This is a genomic window from Aeromonas sp. QDB34 (assembly GCF_027705405.1).
Lineage (GTDB): Bacteria > Pseudomonadota > Gammaproteobacteria > Enterobacterales > Aeromonadaceae > Aeromonas > Aeromonas hydrophila.
The window spans coordinates 237,640-263,560 of sequence record NZ_JAPDBT010000003.1 but is presented as its reverse complement, the minus strand read 5'-3'; the positions used below and the strand labels follow the sequence as shown (position 1 = coordinate 263,560).

Genomic DNA, 25,921 nt, shown 5'->3' with positions numbered 1-25,921 from the left:
TCTTTTCCACCCTGAAAATAACGCCGGTTTGCGCCATCCGTTGTCGCCCCCGACACCATAAGTAATGAGCTCCTGCCGAGCTACATCACAAGCCGCTTAAAAATGTCAGCAATTGGATATTTTATGCTGCGCTTGATATCAACAACCACAGCCTGAACCACCTTACACGTTTACAGCCAGATCTTCGCCAAAAAATGCGGCAAAAACTGCGCTGACGCAAAAAGCCGCGCCGCCAGATTGGCCACAATGGCCCTTCCCCACCGGTACGAGGCTTGCCAATGGATACCTTGCTTGAGCGTTTTCTGCGTTACGTGACTTTTCATACCCGCTCCGATGCGACCAATCCCGCCTGTCCCAGCAGCGAAGGGCAGCTCGTCTTCGCCCGCGCCCTGTGCGACGAGATGCAGCAGATGGGGCTGAGCCGGGTCACCCTGGACCAATACGGCTACCTCACCGCCTGCCTGCCGGGCAACCAGCCGGACGCGCCGGCCATCGGCCTCATCGCCCACATGGATACCGCCGACTACGAGGCGGCGCACGTGGTGCCCCAGATCATCGAAAACTATCAGGGCGGCGACATCTGTCTGGGCAAGGGGGACGAGGTGCTGGCCATTCGCGATTACCGCTTCCTGAAAAACTACCTGGGGCAGGATCTCATCACCACCGACGGCAGCACCCTGCTGGGGGCCGATGACAAGGCGGGCATCGCCGAGATCCTCACCGCCATCGACCACCTGCTGGCCCACCCCGAGATCCCCCGCGGCGATGTCTGGATCGGTTTTACCCCGGACGAGGAGATAGGCCGCGGCGCCGACCGCTTCCCGCTGGACCGCTTCCCGGCCAAATGGGCCTATACGGTAGACGGTGGCGAGCTGGGCGAGCTCGAATACGAGAACTTCAACGCGGCCAGCGCCACCGTGCGTTTTATCGGCAACAACGTGCACCCCGGCACCGCCAAGGGCAGCATGATCAACAGCCAGACCCTGGCCGCCCGCTTCCACGCCGCCATGCCCGCCGAGCAGACCCCGGAGGCGACCGACGGCTATCAGGGCTTCTTCCACCTGGCCCAGATGAACGGCACAGTGGAAGAGACCAGCCTGCACTACATCATCCGCGACTTCGACGACGAGGGCTTCGCCGCCCGCAAAGCCCAGCTCAAGGAGCGGGTCGCCTCGCTGCAGCTGGAGGCGCCCAGGGCACGCATCGAGCTCACCCTGACCGACAGCTATCGCAACATGCGCAGCCAGATCGAGCCGCACATGCACATCGTCGAGCTGGCCAAGGCAGCCATGCTGGCCGCCGACGTCACCCCGAGGATCAAGCCCATTCGTGGCGGTACCGACGGGGCGCGGCTCTCCTTTATGGGGCTGCCCTGCCCCAACCTGTTTACCGGCGGCCACAACTTCCACGGCAAGCACGAGTTCATCCCGCTGCAATCCATGGAGAAAGCGGTCACTACCCTGGTGGAGCTGGTGCGCCTGACTTCGGCCTGGCGCGGCTAGACCGGCCATCGTCACCGCCATGACCAAAGAGGGGAGCCGGTTAACCGGCGCCCCTCTTTGCCATCAAACTGTCACCCCGCTGCCATGGGGCGGGAACAGAAGAGCGTCACGCTAGGGCAACGACTCATCGGAGCCCTGCCCATGTTCAGTGTCGATGCCCTGCTACAACAACACCTGCCCCGCCTCTCGGCCCACGGCCTGCTGCGCCTCCTGCTCCGGCAGGGGCTGCGCTGGCTGCTGCACGAAGAGGCGTTTCAACGCTTCGCCACGAGCCATCCCCACCTGCGCGGACTCGACTTCGTCGAGCAGGCGCTGACCGAGCTCGACTTCGACTACCGGGTGAGCGAGGCCCAGCTCGAGCACATTCCGGCCAGCGGCCGGGTCATCATCGTCGCCAACCACCCCATCGGCTCCCTCGACGGGCTGGCCCTGCTGCGCCTGCTCGGCCGCATCCGGCCGGACGTCAAGATAGTGGCCAATCAGCTGCTGGCTCAGCTGATGCCGCTGCGCCCCCTGCTGCTGCCGGTGGACAACCTGGGCGGCAAGACCGACCGGCGTGCCATTCTGGCGATGGGGGAGCACCTGGCGAGCGAAGGGGCGCTGGTGATCTTTCCCGCCGGCGAGGTGTCGCGCCTCGGCCCCAAGGGGGTCAAGGATGGCCCCTGGCAGGCGGGCTTCATCAAGCTGGCCCAGCGCACCCGCACCCCGCTGGTGCCCATCCACCTGGACGGGCGCAACGGTCTCTCCTTCTATCTCGCCGCCTGGCTCCACAACGACTGGGCGGGGCTGTTGCTGGTCAAGCAGCTATTTCGCCAGCAAGGGAAACGCATCGGCGTCACCATCGGTGCCCGCATTCCGGTGAGCGGGGTGCAGGAGCTGCCCGCCAAGAGCGCGGCCCGGCTGGTGCGCAGCCACCTCTACCGGATCGGACGCGGCAAGCGGGGTTTGCTGGCCACCGAGGCCCCCATCGCCCTGCCGGAGGAGCGCCGTCAGCTCAAACAGGCCATCGACGCCTGCGAGGCGCTCGGCCATACCCCGGATGGCCAGGGGATCTACCTCTACCGGCGCCACGAGCTGAGCCATTCGGTGATCCTGCGCGAACTGGGGCGCCTGCGGGAAATCGCCTTTCGAGCGGTGGGGGAAGGCTCCGGCAGGCGGCGGGATCTCGACGCCTTCGACGATGACTACCACCACCTCATTCTCTGGGATCCGGCCCGGCTCGAGATCATCGGCGCCTACCGTTTCGCGCCGGTGGCCGAACTGCTGACCAGCAAGGGGCTTGGCGGCCTCTACAGCCACACCCTGTTCGGCTTTGAAGAGAAATTGCTGCCCAGGCTGGAACTTGCCATCGAGCTTGGCCGCAGCTTCATCCAGCCCGCCTACTGGGGCAAGCGGGGGCTCGATTACCTCTGGTTCGGCATCGGCGCCTATCTGGCGCGCTATCCCCGCTACCGCTACCTGTTCGGCCCGGTGTCGCTCTCCGGCAGCCTGCCGGCGGCGGCCAAGGATCTGCTGGTGAGCTTCTATCGCCAGCACTTTGCCCCCGAGCTCGCGCTCGCCCCGTCGCGCCGCCCCTACCCCGCCACGCCGCCGCTGTTTGCCGGGCTGGATTACGGCGCCGATCTGCGGGAGCTCAAGGCCCGCCTCGACAACCTGGGTTGTGCCATTCCCACCCTCTACAAGCAATACTCCGAGCTGTGCGAGCCGGGCGGCGTGCAGTTCATGGATTTTGGCATCGACCCCGACTTCAACCACTGCATCGACGGCCTGGTGTGGGTGGATGTGAGCCGCCTCAAGCCCCACAAGCGGGCTCGCTATATCGGCCTTCCCGCAGAGGAGGAGTCGGGCACAACTGCCGACCGTTGAACGGGCGCCACAACGAGAGAGGGAGGCCTGCGCCTCCCTCTCTTTGTCATTGATGCTGTGGCCTACTCGGCGGCCGGCTTGCGATCGGCGTGGCCGAGGTCACGCTCGGGGGCGATGACATCGCGTACCCGCTGCTTGATCTCCTTGGCCTCGGGGAAGCCATCGTCGGCCACCCGATCCCACACCAGCACCCCGTCCACCAGGATGCGAAACTCCCCCTTGCTGGCCGGCACCAGCGCCACCTCGCCGAGATCGCTGTCGAAGGTGGAGAGCAGCTCCTGGGCCAGCCAGGCGGCGCGCAACATCCAGCGACAGAGGGTGCAGTAGCGGATCTCGATGCGGGGTTTGGGGGTGGGCAGCGTCGTGTCGCTCATGTCGTCACTCCATCAATGGCGGCTAAGAAAAAGGCACTCACTGGGCGACCCCGTGGAAGTCGGCCAGCCAGTGGCGGGCAATGGTGCGCATGGTCGACTGCGGCAGGTCGAACAGACCGGGGGCCAGCGGCTGCAACGCCAGCTGACGCACCCCTTCGATGATCTCCGCCAGCACCAGATAGACATATTCGCCGATGACGGCACCGTGGACGAAGTTGACCGCCTCGCCCCGGTTGAGCAGGAAGATGGTGCTGCCGTCGGGGCGGGTCAGTGCCAGCACGTGGGGGCACACCTCCTCGCTCGGCCAGGGCAGCTGGGCGAGGCAGAACGCAAACTCGTCGTCCGCCGAGGTGACCGAGGCGACCATGGTGCCGGGGCGCAACTGCTGCAGATCCGCCAAATCCAGCGCGCCGTTGCCGGTGGAGCAGATCACCAGCTCGGCCCGACCGAGGGCTTCGGCCTTGCCCACCAGCTTGAAGCCGTGGGAGAGCGCCTCCACCTGGCGCAGTACGTCGGTCTCCACCAGCTCCAGGTGCAGGTTGCGGCACCTGAGTTCACGGGCGATGCTGCGGCCCACCTTGCCGTAGCCGAACAGGGCGGCCTGGCAGACATTGAAGGTGCGGTTGAGGGTGCGGGCCAGGGATTCGGCGGAGTAGACCACGCTCAGACCAATCTGGATATCCTCGGCCTGCTTGAGGGGGCTGCGCGCCACCGAGATGACCGGGGTGGCCAGCACCTCCTGCTCGTAGCGCTGATGGCCGTTTTCGGTCATCTCCACCACCCCGAGGAAGCGGGGGCCGAAATACTCGCTGAGGGTGACCTGGGTTCTGGCGAAATAGCCCCCGATATCGAGGATGATCAGCCGCTCATGGGGAGCTACCAGCGGGGCTATGTGCTCGATCACCCCCTGCGGGGTGTTGGTCCACTGGCGATTGAGGGGCAGTACCGGATAGTGTTGCTGGGCCCAGGTCAGGGTCGGTCCATGCACTGACTTGGGTTTGGGCAGGATGGCGCCGATCCGCCCGATCTGATCGAGGGCCTGGATAAACTGGGGGCGATCGGGAAGCAGATGGGTAACCAGCAGGATGCAGAGCCCGTCGAGACGTCCCTGCTCGGTGAAATGGCGAAAAAACAGATGCTCAGATCCTTGACTGCGCAACTGTGGCCTCCTTAGCGCGCCGCAAACAAGCAGGCAAACAGAACCCGGTCAGACCGGGTTCTGTGTGTATCCAGATAATTGAAAAACCTTTTTATCTGAAACCACTATGGGGCTCAATCTTTATCTGTGCAGACTATGACATAGCCGTCAACTTTCGGGTTAATTGACTGTTTTTTATGCTAAAAATCAGTACAACGAGGCTTCCGGCCACACCTTCCAGAGGCTGAGTCCGGCTCCTGCGCCCGCCAGCAGGATCAGCAGGGCCCAGCGCTGGATCCAGGGCTTGCTGCGCAAGGTCCACTCCAGCAGCGGCAACAGCCAGACCGGCAGCAGCACCAGCAGCGGCACTTCCACGTATTGCCAGGCGAGCATCTGCACAAAGGCCAGCGCCAATCCGAGCGCCGCGGGCGCCACCTGGCAGCCGGCAAAGGCTCCGAGCAGGGCACGGAAACCGGCGAACGCCGCCAGCGCGCCGGCCAGCTGGGCAATCAGCAGGCTGCCGTCGATGCCGATCACCAGCGCCAGCCAGATGAAGCCGAGGGCAAAGCCGAGCCCCTCACGGCTGTCACCGCGCAGCCCGGTCCATCCCAGCCAGGCGATGGCAGGCAGCAACGCCAGCCAGATAGAGGGTTCGCTTGCCAGTACCGAGGCCAGCCCCTGCCACCACACCAGCGCCCCCAGGGCGGCAAACAGCGCAAGCGCGGCCCGCTGGTCGGCCAGTTGCGCCGCCAGGGCGGGCACCAGCAGAGTCAGCGGCAGCCACTGCCACGCCTTGACCGGCAGCCCGTAGGCACCGCCCAGCAGACAGCCCACCAACCAGAGCGCCAATGCGCCCCACAGATACCCCAGCCGCGGCCAGCGCCACGACAGCAAAGCGGCTCCCAAAGGAGCCGCCAGGGTTTGCAGCAGGAGTGCCGCGCCCATTACTTGCGCACGCCTTCGACGAACAGATTGATGCTCATCTCGTCAGGGATGTTCGGCACCATGTAGTTCACGCCAAAGTCGCTGCGCTTGATGGTGGTGGTGGCGTTGAAGCCGCTGCGGTAGCCACCCCAGGGATCCTTGCCTTCACCGATGTGGACCAGATCGAAGGCCACTTCCTTGGAGACACCGTGCAGGGTCAGGGTGCCTTTCAGTACGCCCTTATCCTTGGTGCCCTCATAGCCGGAGCTGACGAAGGTCATCTTGGGGAACTGCTTCACGTCGAGAAAATCGGGGCTGCGCAGGTGTTTGTCGCGCGGCTCGTGGTTGGAGTCCACGCTGGCGGCATCGATCTCGAAGCTCGCCTTGGCCGCCGCCGGGTTGGCGTCGTCCATGCTGAAGGTGCCGCTGAAGGTATTGAAACGGCCCACCAGTTCGGAGAAGCCGAGGTGACCCACCTTGAACTGCACCGTGGTGTGCGCCGCATCGACGTCGTAATCGGCTGCCATCAGGGGAGCCGCCATAAACAGGCAGGAGGCCAGCAGGGCCTTGGTCATTTTCATCCGTTCGTTCCTTCATATTGGGGGTTCACAACAACAGCCAAGATGCTAACCTCCATATCGGAATAGATAATCAGCGATTTATTAAAATAATTATCAACTGAGAGTGAAAGATGGACCAGATAGCCGCCATGCGCACCTTCATCAAGGTGGTGGAGTGTCAAAGTTTTACCAAGGCCGCCAACCAGCTCGGCATCTCGGTCGCCATGACCTCCAAGCTGATGCAGCAGCTGGAGGAGTCGCTCTCCACCCGGTTGCTGTCGCGCACCACCCGCCAGGTCAACCCCACCGAGGCCGGCCAGTTCTACTACCAGCGCTCCCAGGCGCTGCTGGCGGAGCTCGAAGAGACCCACAGCCAGCTGACCCGCAACAACCAGCAGCCCCAGGGCACCCTCAAGCTGTCGGTGCCGATGGATTTCGGCTACCTGCACCTCTCCCCCGCCCTGCCGCTGTTTCGTGAACGCTACCCGGATCTGAAGCTGGAAATAGAGTACAGCGACCGACGGGTGGCGCTGGTGGAAGAGGGGTTCGATCTGGCGCTGCGCATCGGCAACCTGCCAGACTCCTCCCTGGTGGCCAAACCGCTGGCCATGATGCGGCTGGAGGTGTGCGCCAGCCCGGCCTATCTGGCCCGTCGAGGCACACCGAACACCCCGGAGGATCTCAAGCAGCACGACTGCCTGCTCTACACCCTGACCCAGCCGGACTGGGTGTTCAAACGGGATGGCGAGCAGCTGAGCGTGCGCCCGCAGGGGCCGCTGCGGGCCAACAACGGGGTAGCCCTGACCCGGGCGGCCTGCGACCATCAGGGCATCATACTGCAGCCCACCTTCATCGTCGGCGATGCGCTGCGCTCCGGCGCCCTGGTGTCACTGCTGCCGGAGTGGGAGAAGGGGCAGGTGGGGCTCTATGCCCTCTATCCGCACCGCCGTTTCGTTTCGGCCAAGGTGCGCTGCTTCATCGAATTCGTGCAGGAGCGCTATCTCGCCCCCCACTACTGGGATCGCAAGGCTTAAGTCTTGCCGCGGCCGAGGTGACGGGATGGCTATGAGGCGACGCTATCGGCAGGCAGCGGCAGCTCGGCCACCAGCAGCAAGTCGCGCAGGCTCAGCTGCCAGCGCGGCAGGCGCTGGCGCAGGGTCGCCAGCTGCGCCTCGTCAAAGGCATAGGGCAAGGTGATGTGCAGGCAGTGGCAGTCGAGCATGCCGGCCAGCTGCAGGGTCAGGATGAGATTGGCCTCGTCGGTCTTGTGCTTGTTGATGCGCTTGCCCAGTTCGTGGCGAAAGTGGGTCTCGGGATCCTGGGTCATCGCCTGCCAGCCATAACCAAACAGCGGAATGAAGGCGCTGACGACCCCCAGCGCGGTCAACGGCTGTTTGGGCGGGTGATAGAGGGCGTTGAGATCCAGCTCGATGGGCGTTAGATGCAGCTCACGATTGCCGAACAAAATATTATTACTCATTGGATAATCCTGTTGATTCCACTAGACTGCGCCGCATATTTGACCTGACATGCCAACGAGGTGCTGATGCTAAGCGATATCGAGATCTCCCGCCAGTCCCCCCGTCTTCCCATTCACGCGCTGGCCGAACGCCTCGCCATCCCTTCGCACCAGCTCCATCCTTACGGTCACTACAAGGGCAAACTCAGCCTCGAGCTGCTCAAGTCTCTCCCCAAACTGGCGGGCAAGCTGGTGCTGGTGAGCGCCATCACCCCCACCCCACTTGGCGAGGGCAAGACGGTGACCACCCTCGGCCTCTCCATGGGGCTCAACCATATCGGCCAGCCCAGCATCGCTACCATCCGCCAGCCGAGCCTGGGCCCGGTGTTCGGGGTCAAGGGGGGCGCCGCCGGTGGCGGTCACGCCCAGGTGGTACCGATGGAGGAGATGAACCTCCACCTCACCGGTGACTTTCACGCCCTCACCGCTGCCCACAACCTGGCGGCGGCGGCCCTCGATGCCCGCCTGTTCCACGAGCGCAAACTCGGTGACCAGTTCAGCGCCAGAACCGGTTTGCAGCGCCTCGATATCGATGCAGACAACATTCTCTGGCCGCGCACCCTCGACATGAACGACCGCGCCCTGCGCCACCTCACGATTGGACAGGGGGGCGCCGCCGATGGCATCGAGCGGCAGGATCGCTTCGTCATCACCGCCGCCTCCGAGCTGATGGCCATTCTGGCGCTGGCGAGCGATCTGAAAGACCTGCGCCAGCGCATCGGCCGCATCCAGCTGGCCCGCGACCTGCGCGGCCAGCCCATCACCGCCGAGCAGCTGGAAGTGGCGGGTGCCATGACAGTGCTGCTCAAAGAGGCCCTGCAGCCGACCCTGATGCAGACCACCGAGCAGACCCCGGTGCTGGTGCACGCCGGCCCCTTTGCCAACATCGCCCACGGCAACTCCTCGGTGATCGCCGATCGCATGGCCCTCGGCCTCACCGATTACGTGGTGACCGAGGCGGGCTTTGGCTCCGACATGGGGCTGGAGAAGTTCTTCAACATCAAGCACCGCCAGTCAGGCATCGCACCGGCCTGCGTGGTGCTGGTGGCCACGGTGCGCGGCCTCAAGGCCAACAGCGGCCTGCTCGACATTCGACCGGGTCAGCCGCTGCCGGAAAGCCTGCTGCGCGAGGATCTGCCGACTCTCGAGCAGGGCTGCGCCAACCTCGGCTGGCACATCGCCAATGCCCGCCGCTACGGGGTGCCGGTGGTGGTCGCCATCAACCGCTTCCCCACCGACAGCGAGGCCGAGCTGGCCTTGCTGGCCCGTGAGGCGATGCAGGCCGGCGCTTGTGGCAGCGCCATCTCCAGCGCCTTTGCCCAGGGCGGGGCCGGTGCCAGCGAGCTGGCCCAGGCGGTGGTGGCCGCCTGTGAGCAACCGGGCATGGTCAAACTGCTCTACCCCGACGAAATGAGCCTGGACGCCAAGCTGGCGACGCTGGTGGAGTGCGGTTATGGCGGGCGCGGCGTGCAGCTTTCCGATAAAGCGCGCCGGCAGCTGGCACAACTCTCTGCCGAGGGGTGGGATCACTTGCCAGTCTGCGTGGCCAAGACGCCGCTCTCCATCAGCCATGACCCCGCCCTCAAGGGGGTGCCGACCGATTTCGAGGTGCCCATCGAGGAGGTGAAGCTGTGCGCCGGTGCTGGCTTCGTCTATGCCCTCGCGGGCCCCATCATGACTATGCCGGGCCTTGGCAGCCTGCCGGCCTACCGTCATATCGATATCGATGAAGATGGCGATATCGTCGGCCTGAGCTGATGGTTGATGGTGAGTGGCAGTTGCAGGCCAAGCCACCGCCTCGACAGCCTGCCACCGGTTACCGTCATATCGATATCGACGATAACGGCGATATCGTCGGGCTGAGCTAAATGGCCGGATAAAGGGTCTGGCGCCGGCCGATGGCGCTGCGCTCATCGACCCTGCGATCAGCAAGCCTGCCAGAAACAACAAGGCCCCGCCGATTGGCGGGGCCTTCTGTTATATGTAACCAAGGATCAGCCTTAGAGGGTGAAGCGCTGGGTCATATGGTGCAGGGTATTGGCCAGCTTGCTCAGCTCCACGCAGGCCTGGGCGGTCTGCTGGGCCCCCAGGGCGTTCTCGTCGGCCGCATTGTGGATGTTGACGATGCTGCGGTTGAGCTCCTCGGTCACCGCGTTCTGCTCCTCGGTGGCGGTGGCGATCAGGGTGTTCATGTCGGTGATCTGGGTGACGGCACCGTTGATGGTATCGATGCTGCTACCCGCTTCCCGGGCCAGCCCCACGCTCTCCTGCATCTGCTGGCGACTCAGCTGCATGGCGCTGCCCGCCTCGGCGGTACGCTCCTGCAACACCTCGATCATCTTGCTGATCTCGGCGGTGGAGTTCTGGGTGCGCTGGGCCAGGGAGCGCACCTCGTCGGCAACGACCGCGAAGCCGCGACCCTGCTCGCCGGCACGGGCCGCCTCGATGGCCGCGTTGAGCGCCAGCAGGTTGGTCTGCTCGGCGATACCGCGAATGACGTCCAGCACCATGCTGATGTTGTTGCTGTCCTGCTCCAGCTGCTGTACCACGGCGCCCGCCTGCTCAATCTTGACCGACACCTCCTCGATGCTGCTGATGGCGCTGCGCACCACCTGATTGCCCTGGGTCGAGGTGCGGGAGGCATCCTTGGCGGCGCTCATGGCATCCGTGGTGTTGCGGGCCACCTCGTTGACGGTGGACTGCATTTCGTTCATGGCGGTGGCGACCTGGGAAACCTCGCTCTGCTGGCGAGCCATGCCGGTGGCGGATTGCTCGGAGATGGCGCTCACCTCCTCCACCGCGCTGCTGAGCTGGCTCACCGAGCCGGCGATCTCGCTCACCAGATCCGCAAGCGAACCCTGCATGCGATCGATGGCGGCGCCGAGCTGACCCAGCTCGTCACGCTTGAAGCGACTGCCGCGGATCCACTCCTGCAGTTCGCCCTTGCCCAGATCACCGCTCGCGATGCGCTGCGCCTGACGGGCCAGCATCACCAGGGGATCGCGGATCTGGCGGGTCAGCACGGTGGAGAGCACGGCCGCCAGCCCCAGACCCAGCAGCAGGGCGATGATGATGCTCAGCTTGGCGCTGTCAAACGCCTCCACCACCTGGGCACGGGAGCCCACGGAGTAGCCGTGGTTGATGCGGATCAGGTCCGCCACCGACTTGGCCAGGTTGGTATAGAGGGTGATCCCCTCGCTCATGAACAACTGCTGGGCCTCGGCCAGCTGGCCGCCATCCTGCATCAGCCGCACCCGCTGGTGCAGGGCGACGTACTTGTCCCAATCCTGCTTGACGATATCGAAGGTGCGACGCTCCTCCACATCCTCTGCCCAGATGGTGGCGTCGTGGGCTTTGACCTGCCGGGCAACCTCTTGCAGGCTCTGCTCGCTGAGATCCCGATAGTGGGCTCTTTGCTGCGGGTCGGCTGCCACCAGAAACACATCCAGTTCATAGCGGCGCAGGGTGTTGATGGTCTCACCCAGGGTGCTGGTGCGCACCACGGCGGGCAATATGCTGTCGGTAAAGCCGATGGCCGCCCGGTTCATGTTGCCGAACTGCAGCAACGAGAAGCCGCCGATGAAGGCCATCATCAGGCCGAGCACGGCAAAGCCGGCGGTGAGTTTCTTGCCAATGGTCATGGTACTGGTATTCATGGCATGTCCTGGATATGAGTGAACAGATAACGCTCGTCTGGACCGTAGCGATACGATCCGCAGTCACCGCCTCCATGGCGGCTCATCCAGCCTTGATGAATCTATGTCCTTGCATGAACGAGGCGAACAGTGTTGCCAAAGTGCCGATCTGCCCAAGCACCGAGCCCAAGCCGCGATGGCGCATGGCAGGGAAACGGCAGCAAGACCCCGGTCGAGAGAGCCGCCGGAACAGGCACCTTGCCGGCTTGTCTGCGCTCCCAAAGAGCGCACCCAAGCCATGAAAAGATATATCGACCGGGCCTGCCAATCCCTTGAGAAAAATTGTCGGGGCAATCGGCGGGCAGACAGGAGAAGGAAAAAGGAGGGGAAAGCGAGGAGACATGCCGCAGCAGCGGCACGTCTCCGGGCAGATCAGCGCTTCAGGCCGGCCAGAAATTCGGCACGGGTATCGGGCTGGGTCTTGAACACCCCACCGAGGGAGGTGGTGGTGGTGTAGGAGGTGGAGTCCATCACGCCGCGGGCCTTCACGCAGAAGTGGGTCGCCTTGATGCTGATGGCCACATCCTTGGTGCCGAGCAGGGTCTGCAACGCCAGCAGGATCTGCTGGGTCAGCCGCTCCTGCACCTGGGGGCGGCGGGCAAAGAACTGCACGATGCGGTTGATCTTGGAGAGCCCGATCACCTTGCCACGGGGGATGTAAGCCACATGGGCCAGCCCGTCGATGGTGACGAAGTGGTGCTCGCAGGTGCTGGTGAGGCTGATGTCCCGCACCATGATCATCTCGTCCACCTTCATCTTGTTCTCGATCACCGTCACCTTGGGGAAGGTGGCGTAATCGAGGCCGGAGAAGATCTCGTTGACGTACATCTTGGCGATGCGATGCGGCGTCTCCGCCAGACTGTCATCGGCCAGATCCAGCCCCAGCGTCTCCATGATGGCGCGCATGTGGCCTTCGATCTTCTCCCGCTTCTGCTGACCGTCCAGTGCATTGGCCACCAGAGGTGTTTCGAGGCCCTCGGCCTCGAGGGCGGCCCTGACCAACAGGGCTTCCCGACTTAAGCTCGTCATCTTGTTCCTCTCCCACGCTCAGGGACTGTGATGGCCGCCTTGTCTATGACGGCATTCTGTTTTGGCGCAATAGTAAACGGCGATTATTGTCATAATTCAAGCTAACTCAAGCCCGTTCCCTGACTTTATGCCAATCCGGTGAATTTTACCCCGTCGGCGCTCCCCATACGGGGTACCCTTTCGCTCCGGTCGCAGCCTATCTGTGCAGCCAGTCGGTTTTATCCCGCGGCAACCTGCCCATCCAGCTGGATTTTTGGGATAATCCGCCTTCTACTCCCCCTCCATCACACAATGAGGTCATGACATGGGATTTGATACCAGCGGACTACTCCCCCTGAGCGACGCCCTGCAGGGCATGCTGGCACAGCTTGATGGCTGCTGCGACAGCGAACAACTGCCCCTGCCAGAGGCCCTTGGCCGGGTACTCGCCATGGATATCGCCTCCCCTCTCTCCGTGCCCCCGTTCGACAACTCCGCCATGGATGGTTATGCGGTGCGGCTGGCCGATCTCGCCGGCGGCGCCCCCCTCATCATGGCGGGCAAAGCTTTTGCCGGTCAGCCCTATCAGGGTGAGTGGCCCGCCGGCCACTGCGTGCGCATCATGACCGGCGCCCCGGTGCCGGCCGGGACGGATGCGGTGGTGATGCAGGAAGAAACGCAAGCCGACGGCGACAGGATCACCTTTTTGACCACGCCGGTGCCCGGCCAGAACATTCGCCGCCGCGGCGAAGACATCCGCGAGGGCGCCAGCGTGCTCGCTGCCGGTACTCGCCTCACCGCCCGGGAGATGCCGCTGCTGGCCTCCCTCGGCATTGCCAGCGTGTCGGTACGTCGGCAGCTCAAAGTGGCCATCTTCAGTACCGGTGACGAGCTCCAGCCAATCGGCACCCCCCTCGCCCACGGCGACATCTACGATTCCAACCGCTACGGCGTGCGGGCCATGCTGGATCGCATGGGCTGCGATTGCCTCGATCTTGGCATCATCCCGGACGATCCGGCCCAGCTGCGCGACGCCTTTCTGAAGGCCGACCGCGAAGCTGACGCCCTCATCACCACCGGTGGTGTCTCGGTGGGGGAAGCGGACTTCACCAAACAGCTGCTGGAGGAGCTAGGCGAAATCGGCTTCTGGAAGCTCGCCATCAAGCCGGGCAAGCCGTTTGCCTTCGGTCGTCTGCCCCACGCCTGGTTCTTCGGCCTGCCGGGCAACCCGGTCTCCGCCATGGTCACCTTCGATCAGCTGGTGCAACCGGCGCTGGCCAAGCTGGCCGGCCAACGCTTCGAGCGCCCGCTCCAACTGCCAGCCATTGCCGCCGAGCCGCTCAAGAAGGCACCGGGCCGGCTCGACTTCCAGCGCGGCATCCTGATTCAAGGGCAAAACGGTCTGGAAGTACGCAGCACCGGCTCGCAGGACTCCGCCGTGTTCAGCTCCCTGTCGCGGGCCAACTGTTACATCGTCCTTGAGCGCGAGCGGGGCCGCGTTGCGGCAGGCGAGACGGTCACCGTCGAACCGTTCGGGGGATTGCTGCTGTGAGGGAGATCCTGAGCGATGCCGAGCTCTTGCGCTACAACCGTCAGATCATCCTCAAGTCCTTCGACTTCGAGGGGCAGGAGGCGCTCAAGCAGGCTCATGTGCTGGTGATAGGTGCGGGCGGCCTGGGCTGCGCCGCCAGCCAGTATCTGGCGGTGGCCGGGGTCGGCCAGCTCACCCTGGTCGATTTCGATCGGGTGGAGCTCTCCAACCTGCAGCGCCAGGTGCTGCACACCGATGAGCGCATCGGCCACTACAAGGTGGACTCCGCCGCCCAGTCCCTGCGCGCCCTGAACCCCTGGCTCAACGTGGAGACCCACGCCGCCGTGGCCGACGAGGCGCTGCTCGATGCCCTGTTGCCACAGCACCAGCTGGTATTGGATTGCACCGACAACCTGGCCATTCGCAACCTGCTCAACCAAAAGGCCCGCCAGCACGGCGTGCCACTGGTCAGCGGCGCCGCCATCCGGCTGGAGGGACAAGTCTGCAGCTTCACCTGGCAGGAGGGGGAACCCTGCTACGCCTGCCTCAGCGCCCTGTTTGGCGAGCAGGCGCTCACCTGCGTCGAAGCGGGGGTGCTGGCACCTGTGGTGGGACTGGTGGGCAGCCTGCAGGCGCTCGAAGCCATCAAGCTCTTGGCGGGAATGGGCCGCAGTTACAGCGGCCGTCTGCTGATGATCGACGGCCTTGGCGGCACCTTTCGCGAAATGAAGCTGCCCAAGCGTCCAGACTGTCCGGTCTGCTCGCACGGGTGAATCACCCCAGCGAGTCTTTGCACCAACAAAAAAGCCGACCCATGAGGTCGGCTTTTTTTATCTGTCACTGTTCTCCACCACTTCATCAATGGGTAGAGAGGATCCGCTGCAACAGATGATTGAAACCGGAGGGATCTTCCGCCGGCCAGGCGTGGTGGCCGTTGGGGGTGTGGATGGTGGCGTTGGGCAGGGAGGCGAACTGCTCCACCCGTTTGGCGAGCGGCAGATAGTCGTAACTGGTAGAGATGATGGCCACCGGCTGCCAGATGTTGCCGAGCCGGGCACGCACCGACCAGCCGGGCAGCGCCTCCAGCAGCGCCTTGTAGGTTTTCTTCTTGTTGCGCACGAAACGCAGCCGGAAGGTGTGACGCACCTGAGCAAGGTCGGGGCCGGGAAAGAGCTCGCGGCCAAGCCACCAGGCGAGCGGCCGCAGGCCGAACCAGCGCAGCAACTTGAGGCGCTGGGCAAAGCGCTCCTGCTCTTTTGGCGTCTCCAGCAGAAATTCGCTGAAGCCGTTGACCAGCACCAGCCCCTGCACCTTGTGCGGCAATTGCAGCGCCAGCTCCAGCGCCACCATGGCCCCGAGCGACAACCCCACCACCCAGGCGGGCTCAGGCTGTTCATCGAGCCAGTTCACCACGTCCGCCGCCAGGGTCGTCACGTCGAACGGCCCCTCCTGCATGCTCTGGCCGTGGCCGCGCAGATCCAGCGCCACTACCCGGTAGTGCTCGGAAAAGCGTTCGATCTGCGCCTGCCAGTCGAGGCTGGAGGAGCCCAGCCCGTGCAACAACAACAACAAGGGGCCCTCCCCCGCGCTGCGCAGGGCAAGACCGTTGGATTTCATCACCTGATTGCGGCGCATCAGTTCATTGCCTCTCGACTCATCCGCTGAACCATCCTGATTTTCTGCCTCTTCTGCAACCCGCTCAACCCTCGCTGACCAGACTCACCGCCTTGATGTAGGCGTAGATCTGCTGGTTCGGGGCGAGTGCCAGCCGTCTGGCGGAGCGGCTGGTGATCCGGGCCAGCAGTATCTGCTGACCCAGCGCCAACTGCAACAGGGTCTGACCGGGGCGCACTTCACGTTCGGCCAGCAATCGGGTGGTGAGGCAGTTGGAGAGGCTGGAGTGTTCGATGGGGGCGGTGGCGATCACCACGTCCCGCCCGGCCACCTTGATCTGCAAGGGGCCGCCATCGTCCGGCACCTGGGTCATGGTGACCCGCAACTGCTGCTCGCCGAGCTGCAGGGTTGCCATCTGCTCGTCGTCATCGTAGTGAGAGAGGGTCGCCGCCAGCATCACCCCGGCATCGTCGCGACTGGCAAGCGACAAGTCGGTGCGGGCGAAGATCTCGCTCGGCCGGCCTTGCGCCTCCACCCGGCCATCCGCCAGCAGCACCAGCTGATCGCACAGCAGGCTCACCTCCTCCATGGCGTGGCTGACGAAGATCATCGGGATGCCGCTCTCCTGCTGCAAGCCCTTGAGCACGTGGGCCTGATGGATGCGGCTGCGCCTGTCCAGTGCAGAAAAAGGTTCATCCAGCAGCAGCAGATCGGGCTCGGCCAACAGGGCCCGGGCCAGTGCCACCCGCTGACGCTGGCCGCCGGAGAGGCCGTGGGCCGGCTGGGGCAGCAGTTCGGCAAAGCCGAGCCGCGCCGCCAGCGCCTCGGGCTGCCAGCGCCCTCGCCCCTTGCGGGCCGCCAGTTGCAGGTTGCCGAGCACGCTCAGATGGGGGAAGAGGCGCGAATCCTGAAACACCAGCCCGATGCGGCGCGCCTCGGGCAGCAGCTCGCTCAGCACCCGGCCCTGCCAGTTCAATTTGTCACCCGGCGCCCTGTCCAGCCCGGCGATGATGCGCAGCAGGCTGCTCTTGCCGCAGCCGGAGGGGCCGAACAGACCGAGAATGCCCCCCAGCTCCAGCGCCAGTTCACAGTCGAGGGTAAAGGCGCCAAACGCCCGCTTCGCCTTAAGCAGCAACGGTTGCGCCTTGCGGGTGTCGCTCATCCGAACAGCCTCCGTTGCCGGCGCTGCAGCACCCCGTACACCAGCACCAGCATCACCAGCGAGAAGCCCATCAGGCCGCCCGCCAGCAGGTGGGCATTTTGATAGTCCATCGTCTCAACGTGATCAAACAGGGCGATGGAGAGCACCTGGGTTTCGCCGGGGATGTTGCCGCCAATCATCAGCACCACCCCGAACTCCCCCAGGGTGTGGGCAAAACCGAGCGCCGCCGCCATCACGAAGCTGGGCAACGTCATCGGCAAGATGATGTGAAAGAAGCGCTCCACCGGCCCGAGCCCCAGAGTGGCGGCGGCCTCCAGCTCCTTATTGCCCATGTTGACGAAGGCGGAGGTGAGCGGCTGCACCACGAAAGGAAGCGAGTAGAGGATGGAAGCGAGCAGCAGGCCGGTAAAGCTGAACGCGAGCGGCGCCCCGAAGGTGTCGCGCCACCAGGCGCCCAATCCGTAGGAGGGAGAGAAGGCCAGCAGCAGATAGAAACCGAGCACCGTTGGCGGCAGCACCAGCGGCAGCGCCACCAGGGCCTCCACCACGGGTCTGAGCCTGTGCTGGCTACGCGACAGCCACCAAGCCAACGGGGGCGAGAGCAGCAGCAGGATGGCGGTGGTGCTGGCTGCCAGTCTCAGGGTGAGCCAGACCGCCAGCAGATCCCCTTCACTCATCGGACTCACTCCCAACGCCAGCTCCAGCACCAGACACGGCGAATGAGCCGCACTCCCGGTAGCGCTGATCCCGAGTTAGACGAGTCATTGCCAGCAGATCTCTTTCAATACTCATCGCCCACCTCCCGGGTGAATTCAGGCAACGGCATGGTGCGCATCCTTATCGCAAAAGTGGGCCGACCCGAGGGTCGGCCACTCAACAGGCAGGTGTGTGGTTGCGCCATCAGTGGGGCAGCGCATAACCCGCCGCCTTGATCTGTGCCTGACCCGGCCCCTTGAGCCAGGCCACCAGCGCCTCGACCGCCGCCCCTTTCTTCAATACCAGCCCCTGCTGTTCGATGGGCGGATAGAAGTCGGCCGGCACGGCCCAGGCTTCGCCGGTCTTGCCCGCTTCCACCAGGTTGGCCCAGGCGACGAAGCCCAGCTCGGCGTTGCCGGTGTCGACGAACTGCCAGGTCTGGCCGATGTTGGTGCCGGTCAGCAGGCGGTACTGCTTGGGATCGATCTTGAGATGGTCGAGGGTCGCCATGGCGGCGGTGCCGTAGGGAGCGGTTTTCGGGTTGGCGATGGCGAGGTTGCCCTTCCAGCTGCGCAGGGTTGCCTCGTCAGGAGCCGGCCCGCCCTTCTGCCACAGGCCCAGCTGGCCGATGGCGTAGGTGAAACGCTCGCTGCCCTTGCCTTCCTGCTCCAGCTTCTGCGGGGTTTTCACGTCGGCGGAGAGGAAGAGATCGAACGGAGCGCCGTGGCTGATCTGGGTGTAGAGCACCCCGGTCGCGGCGGAGGAGATGGCCAGAGTGTGGCCGGTCTTGGCGGTGAACTCCTTGCCGATGCGCTCTATGGTGCCCTTGAAGTTGGCAGCCACGGCCACCTTGACCTCGTCGGCCTGCACGGCACCTGCCTGCAGCGCACTGGCGCAGACCCCGGCGATGACAACGGATAACAGCGGTTTCATTCCTTTACCTCCTGACTGGGGCCACTTTTATCGGTCCCCAGCCAAGGGGGCGGCCCCGAAAACAGGGGCCGCGGCTCCCGATGAGCCAGCCCCCTTGAACAGGTCAAGCTTGCCAGCGGGCGGCGGCAGTGTTGTCGCTCTCCTTGGCCTCGACCCAGCGTTGTACCCCTTCGGCGGTCAGCTCTTTTTTCCAGAACGGCGCCCGGGTTTTCAAGAAATCCATGATGAAGTGACAAGCTTCGAAGGCCGCCTCGCGGTGGGCACTGCTCACCACCACCAGCACGATCTGATCGCCGAGCAGCAGCTCGCCGATGCGGTGGATCAGGGTGCACTCCTGCAGGGGCCAGCGGCTGCGGGCCTCGGCCACTATGTCCGTCAGCGCCTTCTCGGTCATGCCGGGGTAGTGCTCGAGGGCCAGCCCTTTCACCTGCGCCCCCTGATTGAAGTCGCGTACCTTGCCGACAAAGCTGACCACGGCGCCGGTATCCTGCCGGGCGGCGAGGCGGGCATATTCGTCGGCCAGCGAGAAGTCATCCCGCTGCACCAGAATGCGATCGGTCATGGTTGCCTCGCTCATCCTTAACCTCCGGTCACCGGCGGGAAGAAGGCGACCTCATCGCCATCATGAAGGGGCGTATCCAGCGGCACCAGGGTCTGGTTGACCGCCACCAGCAGCTTGCCCGCTTCCAGCGCCAGCGCCCACTTGTCGCCGCGCTCGCTCAAGGCGCTGCGCAGCTGCTCGGCACTCGCGTAGTCGCACGGCAGGCTCAGCTCGTCGCAGGCCACCAGCTCTCTTACTTGCGCAAAAAAGAGTACCTTGATCATGCTTGCTCTCCATCAGTCACACCCAGCTGAAAATGGCCAGACTTGCCGCCCTTTTTCTCCACCAGCCGCACCTGTTCGATAACCATGTCCTTTTGTACCGCCTTGCACATGTCGTAGATGGTCAGCGCCGCCACCGAGGCGGCGGTCAGTGCCTCCATCTCGACCCCGGTCTTGCCGGCAAGCTTGCAGAGGGTGCGAATGTGGACCCTATTTTGCTCCGCCTGAGGTTCTATCTCTACCTCCACCCGGGTAAGGGCCAGTGGATGGCAGAGGGGAATGAGATCCGAGGTCTTCTTGGCCGCCATGATGCCAGCAATGCGGGCGGTAGCGAACACGTCCCCCTTGTGGTGCTGACCGTTCAGGATCAGGGCCAGGGTCGCAGGGGCCATGGTGACAAACGCCTCGGCGCGAGCCTCACGCTCGGTCACCTGCTTGTCGGTCACATCCACCATGTGGGCTTCGCCGCTCTGGTTGAGATGGGTCAGGTTGGGCTGAGTCTGCTTGGGTTCAGTCGGGTTCATCACAGGCCCTCAAAGATGGGAGACAAAGTTGCACGGCTTGGTGCGGGCATCGAGCTGGTCCTGGACAAGCTTCTCCCAACCCAGCTGGCAAGCGCCGGGGGAGCCAGGCAGGCAGCAAATCAGGGTGCGATTGGCGAGCCCCGCCAGCGCGCGGCTCTGCATGGCGGAGCCCTTGATTTCGGCAAAGGAGAGCTGGCGGAACAGTTCGCCAAAGCCCTGTACGGTGCGCTCGAACAGCACGCCGACCGCCTCCGGCACCCGGTTTTGTTCGTTGAAGCCGGTGCCGCCGTTGATGAGCACCACCTGCACCCCTTCATCGGCGATCCAGTCGCTCACCTGAGCGCGAATACGAAACAGATTGTCGGGGCAGAGCGCCCGGTCGGCCAGCACGTGGCCGGCATCGGTCAGGGCAGAAACCAGATAGTCGCCCGCACTGTCATCGGCGGCGGTACGGCTGTCGGAGACCGTCAGCACGGCGATCTTGAGGGGAATGAATGCGTTGTTTTTCTGTCCCATGGGCAGCTCCTGATGGCAAAGGACCGTGAGCAAAGAGAAGAAAAGTGGCCAGGATCCCGGCTGGCAGCGCTCGATTGCGAGGAGAGGCTCGTGTCCGTCAGGACCAAACCTTGACCAGTCGGTCACGCGCTGCGACTCACGGCGGGCCGATTCTACCAAAACTCGCGCCAGAGGGGGGATTAAAAGGGCGCACGGCGGCGCTTTTGCCCTGACCGGGCGGAATATAAACAGGCCGGGCGAACCCGGCCTGCATCAGGTGGGCTTAGAAGCCCTTCACGCCCGTCATATCGGGCAGCTGGTGAGCGATACCCTTGTGACAGTCGATACAGGTGCTCTCGCCGCTGGCCAGACTGGTGGAGTGCATCTGGGCACCCCGTTTGCCTTGCAGGGAGAAGTCCATGTATTCGAAGTTATGGCAGTTGCGACACTCCCTCGAATCCGTGTCCTTCATCCGCTTCCACTCCCGCTCGGCCATCTCGCGCCGGTGCGATTCGAACTTCTCGCGGGTATCCACCTTGCCGGTCAGCATGCCCCACAGCTCCTTGGACGCCTGCACCTTGCGAATGATCTTGTAGGTCCATTCATGCGGCACGTGGCAATCCGGGCAGCTGGCGCGCACGCCGGAACGGTTGGCGTAGTGGATGGTGTCGCGGTACTCCACGAACACGTTGTCCTTCATCTCGTGGCAACCGGTACAGAACTTCTCGGTGTTGGAGGCTTCCATGGCGGTGTTGAAACCGCCCCAGAAGATGACCCCGCCGAAGAATCCCATCAACAGCAGCACCCAGAGGGCGGCCTTCGAGGGAGACTTGAAGGTGGTCCACAGACGCTGCACAAAACCGGGTAATTTCATCTATGGGCTCCTCAGTTCAGCGCTTCAACTGGTTTAAACGTGTTTTCCACCAGCGGCTTGGCATCCGCTTGCGGCACGTGGCACTGCAGGCAGAAGTAGCGACGCGGCGAGACCTCGCCCAGGGTCATGCCGTCACGGGTCTCGAAGTGAGTCGGGCTGATCTTGGGGGCCTTCATGGCGCTGGCGTTCTTGAAGCTGTGACAGGCCAGGCACTTGTTGACCTTGTTGTCCACTTCATAGTTGCGGGTGTCGTGGGGGATCAGCGGGGGCTGATGCATGTACTGGCGATCGTAGAGGTCACCATCCTTGCGAAAGTTCTTCATGGGGGCCGCATCGGCATCCGTCACCAGATCCGTGCTCCCCCGCTCCGATTTGATGCCCCCCGTGCTGTTGGTGATCTCGGGGACTGCCGCCATCAAGGAACCTGCCATCAGACAGGCCAGCATTGCTCCAATCAGCTTCTTCATTATGTGTTCTCCGACGTTTTCTCTGCCTTGACGGCAAAACCTACAGTGATTTCAAAAACTTGCTCCGCGCAGACATCGATGCAACGGCCGCAGTTGGTACACTCCTGAGCCACAATCAAGGGCCCGTGACCACGCTTGGCACCATGAACGGGGCCGCGCAGGATGGGACGTTCCGGGCAGACCGCATAACAATCCATGCAGTTGCTGCACCGCTCGCGCCCCTTGGCAGAAATCTTGATGAACCCGACCCGGTTGACCAGGGCATAGAAAGCCCCCACCGGACAGAGGTGACCGCACCAGCCCCGCTCCACCACAAAAAGGTCGAACAGGAACAGCACCGCCAGCAAGGCCCAGCCCGCCCCCATGCCAAACAGCAGGCCGCGCAGGGTGAGTGACACCGGATTGACCAGCTCCCACACCAGCACCCCAGCGATGGCCGGTGCCACCAGCACCATGGCCAGCAGCCAGTAGCGGGTGGTGCGACTGAACTGACCGTTGCCCTTGAGGCCAAGACGACCCCTGAGCCAGGCCGCAGCATCGGTGACCAGGTTGACCGGACAGATCCAGGAGCAGAACACCCGTCCCCCGACCAGCCAGTAACCCAGCAGCACGATGACGGCCCCCAGCCAGAGGGTGGGGATGGGCCAATGGCCCGCCGCCAACGACTGCAGCAGGGTCAGCGGATCCGTGAGTGGCACCGTCTCCAGCAGCAGCGAGCTGGAGAGATTGCCCTTGAGGATCCAGATGCCCGCCAGCGGCCCCAGCAGGAACAGCGTGAGCACACCGAACTGGCAGAGCCGGCGCAACAGCAGGAAGCGGTGTGACCGCCACCAGCCCAGCCTGGCCGTGGCCTCGGCTCCCGGATAACGACTCATAGCCCCTCCGGTTTGCGGGTCGGCAGGGTGAGCCTGTCGCCGATGAGCGATTTGCCCGCCTTCGCCTTCTCTTCCCAGCCGAGCCGGTAGTGGTGGCCAATCTCCCCCTTGGCGAGCTGGCGAGGCACCACCTTGATGGCCGCCTCCTCCAGCACGCAGGCATGCTCGCACTTGCCGCAACCGGTGCAGACATCGCTGTGCACCGTGGGCAGGAACATGGCGTGCTTGCCGGTACGCTGGTTGTGCTGCAGCTCTAGGGTGATCGCCTTGTCGATGAGCGGGCAGACCCGGTAGCAGACGTCGCAGCGCAGCCCCAGGTAGTTGAGGCAGGTCTCGTGATCGATGAGCACTGCCACTCCCATCCGCGCCTGATCGATGTCGGTCATGGTCTGATCCAGCGCCCCGCTCGGGCAGGCCACCACGCAGGGGATGTCTTCACACATCTCGCACGGGACGGCGCGCGCCTTGAAGTAGGGGGTACCGGTGGTCACGGGTTCAAACAGCCGGGCGAGCTTGAGGGTGTCGTAGGGGCAGGCCTCGACGCAGAGCCCGCAGCGCACGCAGGCGCTGAGAAACTCAGCCTCGTCGAGGGCGGCCGGCGGGCGCAGCGCCTGGGCAGGTACGGCCTGCACCTGCTGGCGCGCCATGCCGCCGAGCCCCACGCCAAGCAGGCCCACACCGCAGGCCCCCTTGGCCATGTCGGCCAGAAACTGGCGCCGACTACGACTCATCTCGCGCTCCCCCGCCTTATGCCTTGACGACCTTGACGGCGCACTTCTTGTAATCCGTCTCTTTGGAGAGCGGATCGGTGGCGTCCAGGGTCAGCTTGTTGACCAGCTGGCTCGCGTCGAAGAAGGGCATGAACACCAGCCCCTTGGGCGGACGGTTGCGGCCGCGGGTCTCGACCCGGGTCTTCACCTCGCCCCGGCGGGAGGAGACGATCACCTCTTCACCACGGCGCACGCCACGGGCCTTGGCATCTTCCGGGTGCATGAACAGCACCGCATCCGGGAAGGCGCGATAGAGCTCGGGGACCCGGCGGGTCATGGTGCCGGTGTGCCAGTGCTCCAGCACGCGACCGGTGGAGAGCCACATGTCGTACTCTTTGTCCGGTGCTTCGGCGGCCGGCTCATAGGGCAGCGCGAAGATCACCGCCTTTCCGTCGGGCTTGCCGTAGAAGCGCACCCCTTCGCCCGCTTTCACGTAAGGGTCGAACCCTTCGCGATAGCGCCACAGGGTCTCCTTGCCGTCCACCACCGGCCAGCGCAGGCCGCGGGCTTCGTGATACTGATCGAACGGCGCCAGATCGTGGCCATGGCCGCGACCGAAGGTGGCGTACTCTTCGAACAGCCCCTTCTGGACGTAGAAACCAAAGTGCTCGGCCTCGTCGTTCAGCGCTCCCTTGCTCTGTTCTTTCGGGAACTGGTTGACCTGGCCGTTGGCATAGAGCACGTCGAACAGGGTCTTGCCCTTCACTTCCGGCATCTTGGCGATGAGTTCCGCCGGCCACACCTCTTCCACCTTGAAGCGCTTGGAGAATTCCATCAGCTGCCACAGGTCGGACTTGGCTCCTTCCGGCGGCTTGACCTGCTGGTGCCAGAACTGGGTACGGCGCTCGGCGTTGCCGTAGGCCCCCTCTTTCTCCACCCACATGGCGGTCGGCAGGATGAGGTCGGCCGCTTGGGCGGTCACGGTCGGATAAGGGTCGGACACCACGATGAAGTTGGCCGGGTTGCGATAACCGGGCAGCCCCTCTTCGTTCATGTTCGGGCCGGCTTGCATGTTGTTGTTGCACATCACCCAGTAGGCGTTGAGCTTGCCGTCCTTGAGCATGCGGTTTTGCAGCACGGCGTGGTAGCCCACCTGCTCCGGGATGGTGCCTTCCGGCAGCTTCCAGATCTTCTCGGCGATGGCGCGATGCTTGGGTTCGGTCACCACCATGTCGGCCGGCAGACGGTGGGCGAAGGTACCCACCTCACGGGCAGTGCCGCAGGCGGAGGGCTGACCGGTCAGGGAGAACGGACCCGAGCCCGGGGTAGAGATCTTGCCGGTCAGCAGGTGGATGTTGTAGCAGAGGTTGTTGGCCCAGACACCGCGGGTATGCTGGTTGAAGCCCATGGTCCAGTAGGAGACCACCTTCTTGCTCGGATCGGCATAGAGCTGGGCCAGCTTCTCGAGCTTGTCCTTCGGCACGCCGGAGAGCTTGGAAACGGACTCCAGGTCGTAATCCGCCACGAACTTGGCGAAGTCGTCGAAGCTCATCGGGGTGGAGTCGCCGCTGTCCGGGTTCTTGGCCTTCTGCTGCAACGGGTTGGTGGGACGCAGGCCGTAGCCGATGTCGGTCACCCCTTTGCGGAACTGGGTGTGCTTGTTGACGAACTCCCAGTTCACCTTGTCGTTCTGGATGATGTAGTTGGCGATGTAGTTGAGGATCGCCAAGTCGGTCTGCGGGGTGAACACCATGCCGTTGTCCGCCAGCTCGAAGCTGCGGTGCTCGAAGGTGGAGAGCACGTGCACCTGCACATCCTGGTGGGACAGACGGCGATCGGAGATGCGTGACCAGAGGATGGGGTGCATCTCGGCCATGTTGGAGCCCCACAGCACGAAGGCGTCGGCCTGCTCGATGTCGTCGTAGCAGCCCATGGGTTCATCCATGCCGAAGGTACGCATGAAGCCCACCACCGCGGAAGCCATGCAGTGACGGGCATTGGGATCCAGGTTGTTGGTACGCAGACCCGCCTTCATCAGCTTGGCGGCGGCATAGCCTTCCCACACAGTCCACTGGCCGGAGCCGAACATGCCGACGGCGGTCGGGCCCTTCTCTTTCAGGGTGGCCTTGAACTTCTCGGCCATGATGTCGAAGGCCTGATCCCAGCTGATGGGAGCGAAGTTGCCGTTCTTGTCGAACTTGCCGTCCGTCATGCGCAGCATGGGCTGGGTCAAGCGATCCTGGCCATACATGATCTTGGACAGGAAGTAACCCTTGATGCAGTTAAGACCGCGGTTGACCGGTGCATCGGGATCGCCCTGGGTCGCCACGACGCGCCCATCCTGGGAACCCACCAGCACGGAACAGCCGGTACCGCAGAAACGGCACGGTGCCTTGTCCCAGGTGATGGCGGTCTTGTCGGTACTGGTGATCAGATTGGCCGCCAGCGTGGGGGCACTGACACCAGCAACGGCAGCGGCTGCCGCCACCGCGTTGGCCTTCATAAAGTCGCGTCGACTCAGCTTCATGGCATATCCTCACATTGCTTATCGCGTAAGTTGTCGAGTGTATCGAACTGGTTTTGGCTCAGGGCGGCGAACTCGTACCCCGGCATCGCTTTATCTTTGCATCCA

General features: G+C 64.0%; 26 protein-coding genes. 6 read left to right on the top strand and 20 right to left on the bottom strand.

Annotation, left to right across the window (positions count from 1 at the left end; all coding sequences use genetic code 11):
* Positions 1–278 precede the first annotated feature (278 nt).
* Complete coding sequence (pepT, locus tag OKC29_RS07200; RefSeq protein ID WP_073349638.1) at positions 279–1,502, top strand: peptidase T; 1,224 nt, start codon at positions 279–281, stop codon at positions 1,500–1,502.
* Between the two features lie 141 nt (positions 1,503–1,643).
* Complete coding sequence (locus OKC29_RS07195) at positions 1,644–3,368, top strand: lysophospholipid acyltransferase family protein (RefSeq protein WP_073349636.1); 1,725 nt, start codon at positions 1,644–1,646, stop codon at positions 3,366–3,368.
* Positions 3,369–3,430: 62 nt separating this feature from the next.
* Here OKC29_RS07195 and OKC29_RS07190 read toward each other — a convergent pair whose 3' ends face one another.
* The 4 genes from OKC29_RS07190 to OKC29_RS07175 all read right to left on the bottom strand — a co-directional run bounded on the left by OKC29_RS07190 (position 3,431) and on the right by OKC29_RS07175 (position 6,385).
* Positions 3,431–3,742, bottom strand: coding sequence for a SelT/SelW/SelH family protein (locus OKC29_RS07190; protein WP_029303416.1), 312 nt, complete (start codon positions 3,740–3,742; stop codon positions 3,431–3,433).
* Between the two features lie 37 nt (positions 3,743–3,779).
* Entirely contained in the window at positions 3,780–4,901 is a 1,122-nt protein-coding gene (locus OKC29_RS07185) for an adenosylhomocysteinase (protein ID WP_016350268.1), read from the bottom strand.
* 186 nt (positions 4,902–5,087) lie between these two features.
* Complete coding sequence (locus OKC29_RS07180; RefSeq protein ID WP_073349634.1) at positions 5,088–5,825, bottom strand: hypothetical protein; 738 nt, start codon at positions 5,823–5,825, stop codon at positions 5,088–5,090.
* On the bottom strand, positions 5,825–6,385 hold the full coding sequence (locus tag OKC29_RS07175; protein ID WP_011705502.1) for a YceI family protein: 561 nt from the start codon (positions 6,383–6,385) through the stop codon (positions 5,825–5,827). Before OKC29_RS07175 ends, OKC29_RS07180 begins: the two co-directional genes overlap by 1 nt.
* A gap of 110 nt (positions 6,386–6,495) precedes the next feature.
* Here OKC29_RS07175 and OKC29_RS07170 point away from each other — a divergent pair, with 110 nt between their 5' ends.
* Positions 6,496–7,398: a LysR family transcriptional regulator gene (locus tag OKC29_RS07170; protein ID WP_011705501.1), complete on the top strand. Its 903-nt coding sequence runs from the start codon at positions 6,496–6,498 to the stop codon at positions 7,396–7,398.
* A 29-nt stretch (positions 7,399–7,427) separates the two neighbouring features.
* Here the strand turns inward: OKC29_RS07170 and OKC29_RS07165 are convergent, their stop codons facing one another.
* The gene (locus OKC29_RS07165; protein ID WP_073349633.1) at positions 7,428–7,844 is read right to left on the bottom strand and encodes a hypothetical protein; all 417 of its coding nucleotides are present in this window, start codon (positions 7,842–7,844) and stop codon (positions 7,428–7,430) included.
* A gap of 66 nt (positions 7,845–7,910) precedes the next feature.
* Here OKC29_RS07165 and OKC29_RS07160 point away from each other — a divergent pair, with 66 nt between their 5' ends.
* Positions 7,911–9,641: a formate--tetrahydrofolate ligase gene (locus tag OKC29_RS07160; RefSeq protein ID WP_073349632.1), complete on the top strand. Its 1,731-nt coding sequence runs from the start codon at positions 7,911–7,913 to the stop codon at positions 9,639–9,641.
* Positions 9,642–9,883: 242 nt separating this feature from the next.
* Here OKC29_RS07160 and OKC29_RS07155 read toward each other — a convergent pair whose 3' ends face one another.
* Entirely contained in the window at positions 9,884–11,539 is a 1,656-nt protein-coding gene (locus OKC29_RS07155; protein WP_029301350.1) for a methyl-accepting chemotaxis protein, read from the bottom strand.
* Between the two features lie 411 nt (positions 11,540–11,950).
* Positions 11,951–12,607 (bottom strand): GTP cyclohydrolase I FolE, encoded by a 657-nt coding sequence (gene folE / locus OKC29_RS07150; RefSeq protein ID WP_011705496.1) that lies wholly within the window; start codon positions 12,605–12,607, stop codon positions 11,951–11,953.
* A gap of 304 nt (positions 12,608–12,911) precedes the next feature.
* On the opposite strand from folE, the gene moeA reads away from it, so the two are divergent.
* Positions 12,912–14,138, top strand: coding sequence for a molybdopterin molybdotransferase MoeA (gene moeA / locus OKC29_RS07145; protein ID WP_073349631.1), 1,227 nt, complete (start codon positions 12,912–12,914; stop codon positions 14,136–14,138).
* Entirely contained in the window at positions 14,135–14,890 is a 756-nt protein-coding gene (gene moeB / locus OKC29_RS07140) for a molybdopterin-synthase adenylyltransferase MoeB (protein WP_073349630.1), read from the top strand. The genes moeA and moeB overlap by 4 nt, the downstream gene beginning before the upstream one ends.
* A gap of 85 nt (positions 14,891–14,975) precedes the next feature.
* On the opposite strand, the gene OKC29_RS07135 is transcribed toward moeB, so the two are convergent.
* From OKC29_RS07135 to napA, 13 genes are all read right to left on the bottom strand, one after another.
* Positions 14,976–15,752, bottom strand: a complete 777-nt coding sequence (locus tag OKC29_RS07135; RefSeq protein ID WP_162275653.1) for an alpha/beta fold hydrolase — start codon at positions 15,750–15,752, stop codon at positions 14,976–14,978.
* Positions 15,753–15,816: 64 nt separating this feature from the next.
* Complete coding sequence (gene modC, locus OKC29_RS07130; RefSeq protein WP_073349629.1) at positions 15,817–16,893, bottom strand: molybdenum ABC transporter ATP-binding protein; 1,077 nt, start codon at positions 16,891–16,893, stop codon at positions 15,817–15,819.
* Positions 16,890–17,570, bottom strand: a complete 681-nt coding sequence (gene modB, locus OKC29_RS07125) for a molybdate ABC transporter permease subunit (protein ID WP_016350259.1) — start codon at positions 17,568–17,570, stop codon at positions 16,890–16,892. Before modB ends, modC begins: the two co-directional genes overlap by 4 nt.
* A 223-nt stretch (positions 17,571–17,793) precedes the next feature.
* Positions 17,794–18,522 carry a molybdate ABC transporter substrate-binding protein gene (gene modA / locus OKC29_RS07120; RefSeq protein ID WP_024943770.1) on the bottom strand — a complete coding sequence of 243 codons (729 nt, stop codon included), beginning with the start codon at positions 18,520–18,522 and terminating at the stop codon, positions 17,794–17,796.
* A 103-nt stretch (positions 18,523–18,625) separates the two neighbouring features.
* Positions 18,626–19,099 (bottom strand): molybdopterin synthase catalytic subunit MoaE, encoded by a 474-nt coding sequence (gene moaE / locus OKC29_RS07115; protein ID WP_073349628.1) that lies wholly within the window; start codon positions 19,097–19,099, stop codon positions 18,626–18,628.
* Between the two features lie 2 nt (positions 19,100–19,101).
* Positions 19,102–19,347 (bottom strand): molybdopterin synthase sulfur carrier subunit, encoded by a 246-nt coding sequence (gene moaD / locus OKC29_RS07110; RefSeq protein ID WP_024943771.1) that lies wholly within the window; start codon positions 19,345–19,347, stop codon positions 19,102–19,104.
* A complete protein-coding gene (gene moaC / locus OKC29_RS07105; RefSeq protein WP_073349627.1) occupies positions 19,344–19,868 on the bottom strand; it encodes a cyclic pyranopterin monophosphate synthase MoaC in 525 nt (174 codons plus the stop codon). The genes moaD and moaC overlap by 4 nt, the downstream gene beginning before the upstream one ends.
* A gap of 9 nt (positions 19,869–19,877) precedes the next feature.
* Positions 19,878–20,384 carry a molybdenum cofactor biosynthesis protein B gene (gene moaB, locus OKC29_RS07100; RefSeq protein ID WP_011705486.1) on the bottom strand — a complete coding sequence of 169 codons (507 nt, stop codon included), beginning with the start codon at positions 20,382–20,384 and terminating at the stop codon, positions 19,878–19,880.
* 262 nt (positions 20,385–20,646) lie between these two features.
* The gene (locus OKC29_RS07095) at positions 20,647–21,237 is read right to left on the bottom strand and encodes a cytochrome c3 family protein (protein WP_011705485.1); all 591 of its coding nucleotides are present in this window, start codon (positions 21,235–21,237) and stop codon (positions 20,647–20,649) included.
* A gap of 11 nt (positions 21,238–21,248) precedes the next feature.
* Complete coding sequence (locus tag OKC29_RS07090; protein WP_005299342.1) at positions 21,249–21,704, bottom strand: nitrate reductase cytochrome c-type subunit; 456 nt, start codon at positions 21,702–21,704, stop codon at positions 21,249–21,251.
* Positions 21,704–22,579: a quinol dehydrogenase ferredoxin subunit NapH gene (napH, locus tag OKC29_RS07085; RefSeq protein ID WP_073349626.1), complete on the bottom strand. Its 876-nt coding sequence runs from the start codon at positions 22,577–22,579 to the stop codon at positions 21,704–21,706. The genes OKC29_RS07090 and napH overlap by 1 nt, the downstream gene beginning before the upstream one ends.
* Positions 22,576–23,310 carry a ferredoxin-type protein NapG gene (gene napG, locus OKC29_RS07080; protein ID WP_017410437.1) on the bottom strand — a complete coding sequence of 245 codons (735 nt, stop codon included), beginning with the start codon at positions 23,308–23,310 and terminating at the stop codon, positions 22,576–22,578. Before napG ends, napH begins: the two co-directional genes overlap by 4 nt.
* A 16-nt stretch (positions 23,311–23,326) precedes the next feature.
* Positions 23,327–25,816: a nitrate reductase catalytic subunit NapA gene (gene napA, locus OKC29_RS07075; RefSeq protein ID WP_016350252.1), complete on the bottom strand. Its 2,490-nt coding sequence runs from the start codon at positions 25,814–25,816 to the stop codon at positions 23,327–23,329.
* Between the last annotated feature and the right edge of the window lie 105 nt (positions 25,817–25,921).

Bases quoted from the DNA above. Each gene is read 5' to 3' on its own strand.
- pepT (WP_073349638.1), top strand. From the start codon at position 279: ATGGATACCTTGCTTGAGCGTTTTCTGCGTTACGTGACTTTTCATACC.
- OKC29_RS07195 (WP_073349636.1), top strand. From the start codon at position 1,644: ATGTTCAGTGTCGATGCCCTGCTACAACAACACCTGCCCCGCCTCTCG.
- OKC29_RS07190 (WP_029303416.1), bottom strand. From the start codon at position 3,742: ATGAGCGACACGACGCTGCCCACCCCCAAACCCCGCATCGAGATCCGC.
- OKC29_RS07180 (WP_073349634.1), bottom strand. From the start codon at position 5,825: ATGGGCGCGGCACTCCTGCTGCAAACCCTGGCGGCTCCTTTGGGAGCC.
- OKC29_RS07175 (WP_011705502.1), bottom strand. From the start codon at position 6,385: ATGAAAATGACCAAGGCCCTGCTGGCCTCCTGCCTGTTTATGGCGGCT.
- OKC29_RS07170 (WP_011705501.1), top strand. From the start codon at position 6,496: ATGGACCAGATAGCCGCCATGCGCACCTTCATCAAGGTGGTGGAGTGT.
- OKC29_RS07165 (WP_073349633.1), bottom strand. From the start codon at position 7,844: ATGAGTAATAATATTTTGTTCGGCAATCGTGAGCTGCATCTAACGCCC.
- OKC29_RS07160 (WP_073349632.1), top strand. From the start codon at position 7,911: ATGCTAAGCGATATCGAGATCTCCCGCCAGTCCCCCCGTCTTCCCATT.
- OKC29_RS07155 (WP_029301350.1), bottom strand. From the start codon at position 11,539: ATGAATACCAGTACCATGACCATTGGCAAGAAACTCACCGCCGGCTTT.
- folE (WP_011705496.1), bottom strand. From the start codon at position 12,607: ATGACGAGCTTAAGTCGGGAAGCCCTGTTGGTCAGGGCCGCCCTCGAG.
- moeA (WP_073349631.1), top strand. From the start codon at position 12,912: ATGGGATTTGATACCAGCGGACTACTCCCCCTGAGCGACGCCCTGCAG.
- OKC29_RS07135 (WP_162275653.1), bottom strand. From the start codon at position 15,752: ATGCGCCGCAATCAGGTGATGAAATCCAACGGTCTTGCCCTGCGCAGC.
- modC (WP_073349629.1), bottom strand. From the start codon at position 16,893: ATGAGCGACACCCGCAAGGCGCAACCGTTGCTGCTTAAGGCGAAGCGG.
- modB (WP_016350259.1), bottom strand. From the start codon at position 17,570: ATGAGTGAAGGGGATCTGCTGGCGGTCTGGCTCACCCTGAGACTGGCA.
- modA (WP_024943770.1), bottom strand. From the start codon at position 18,522: ATGAAACCGCTGTTATCCGTTGTCATCGCCGGGGTCTGCGCCAGTGCG.
- moaE (WP_073349628.1), bottom strand. From the start codon at position 19,099: ATGAGCGAGGCAACCATGACCGATCGCATTCTGGTGCAGCGGGATGAC.
- moaD (WP_024943771.1), bottom strand. From the start codon at position 19,347: ATGATCAAGGTACTCTTTTTTGCGCAAGTAAGAGAGCTGGTGGCCTGC.
- moaC (WP_073349627.1), bottom strand. From the start codon at position 19,868: ATGAACCCGACTGAACCCAAGCAGACTCAGCCCAACCTGACCCATCTC.
- moaB (WP_011705486.1), bottom strand. From the start codon at position 20,384: ATGGGACAGAAAAACAACGCATTCATTCCCCTCAAGATCGCCGTGCTG.
- OKC29_RS07095 (WP_011705485.1), bottom strand. From the start codon at position 21,237: ATGAAATTACCCGGTTTTGTGCAGCGTCTGTGGACCACCTTCAAGTCT.
- OKC29_RS07090 (WP_005299342.1), bottom strand. From the start codon at position 21,704: ATGAAGAAGCTGATTGGAGCAATGCTGGCCTGTCTGATGGCAGGTTCC.
- napH (WP_073349626.1), bottom strand. From the start codon at position 22,579: ATGAGTCGTTATCCGGGAGCCGAGGCCACGGCCAGGCTGGGCTGGTGG.
- napG (WP_017410437.1), bottom strand. From the start codon at position 23,310: ATGAGTCGTAGTCGGCGCCAGTTTCTGGCCGACATGGCCAAGGGGGCC.
- napA (WP_016350252.1), bottom strand. From the start codon at position 25,816: ATGAAGCTGAGTCGACGCGACTTTATGAAGGCCAACGCGGTGGCGGCA.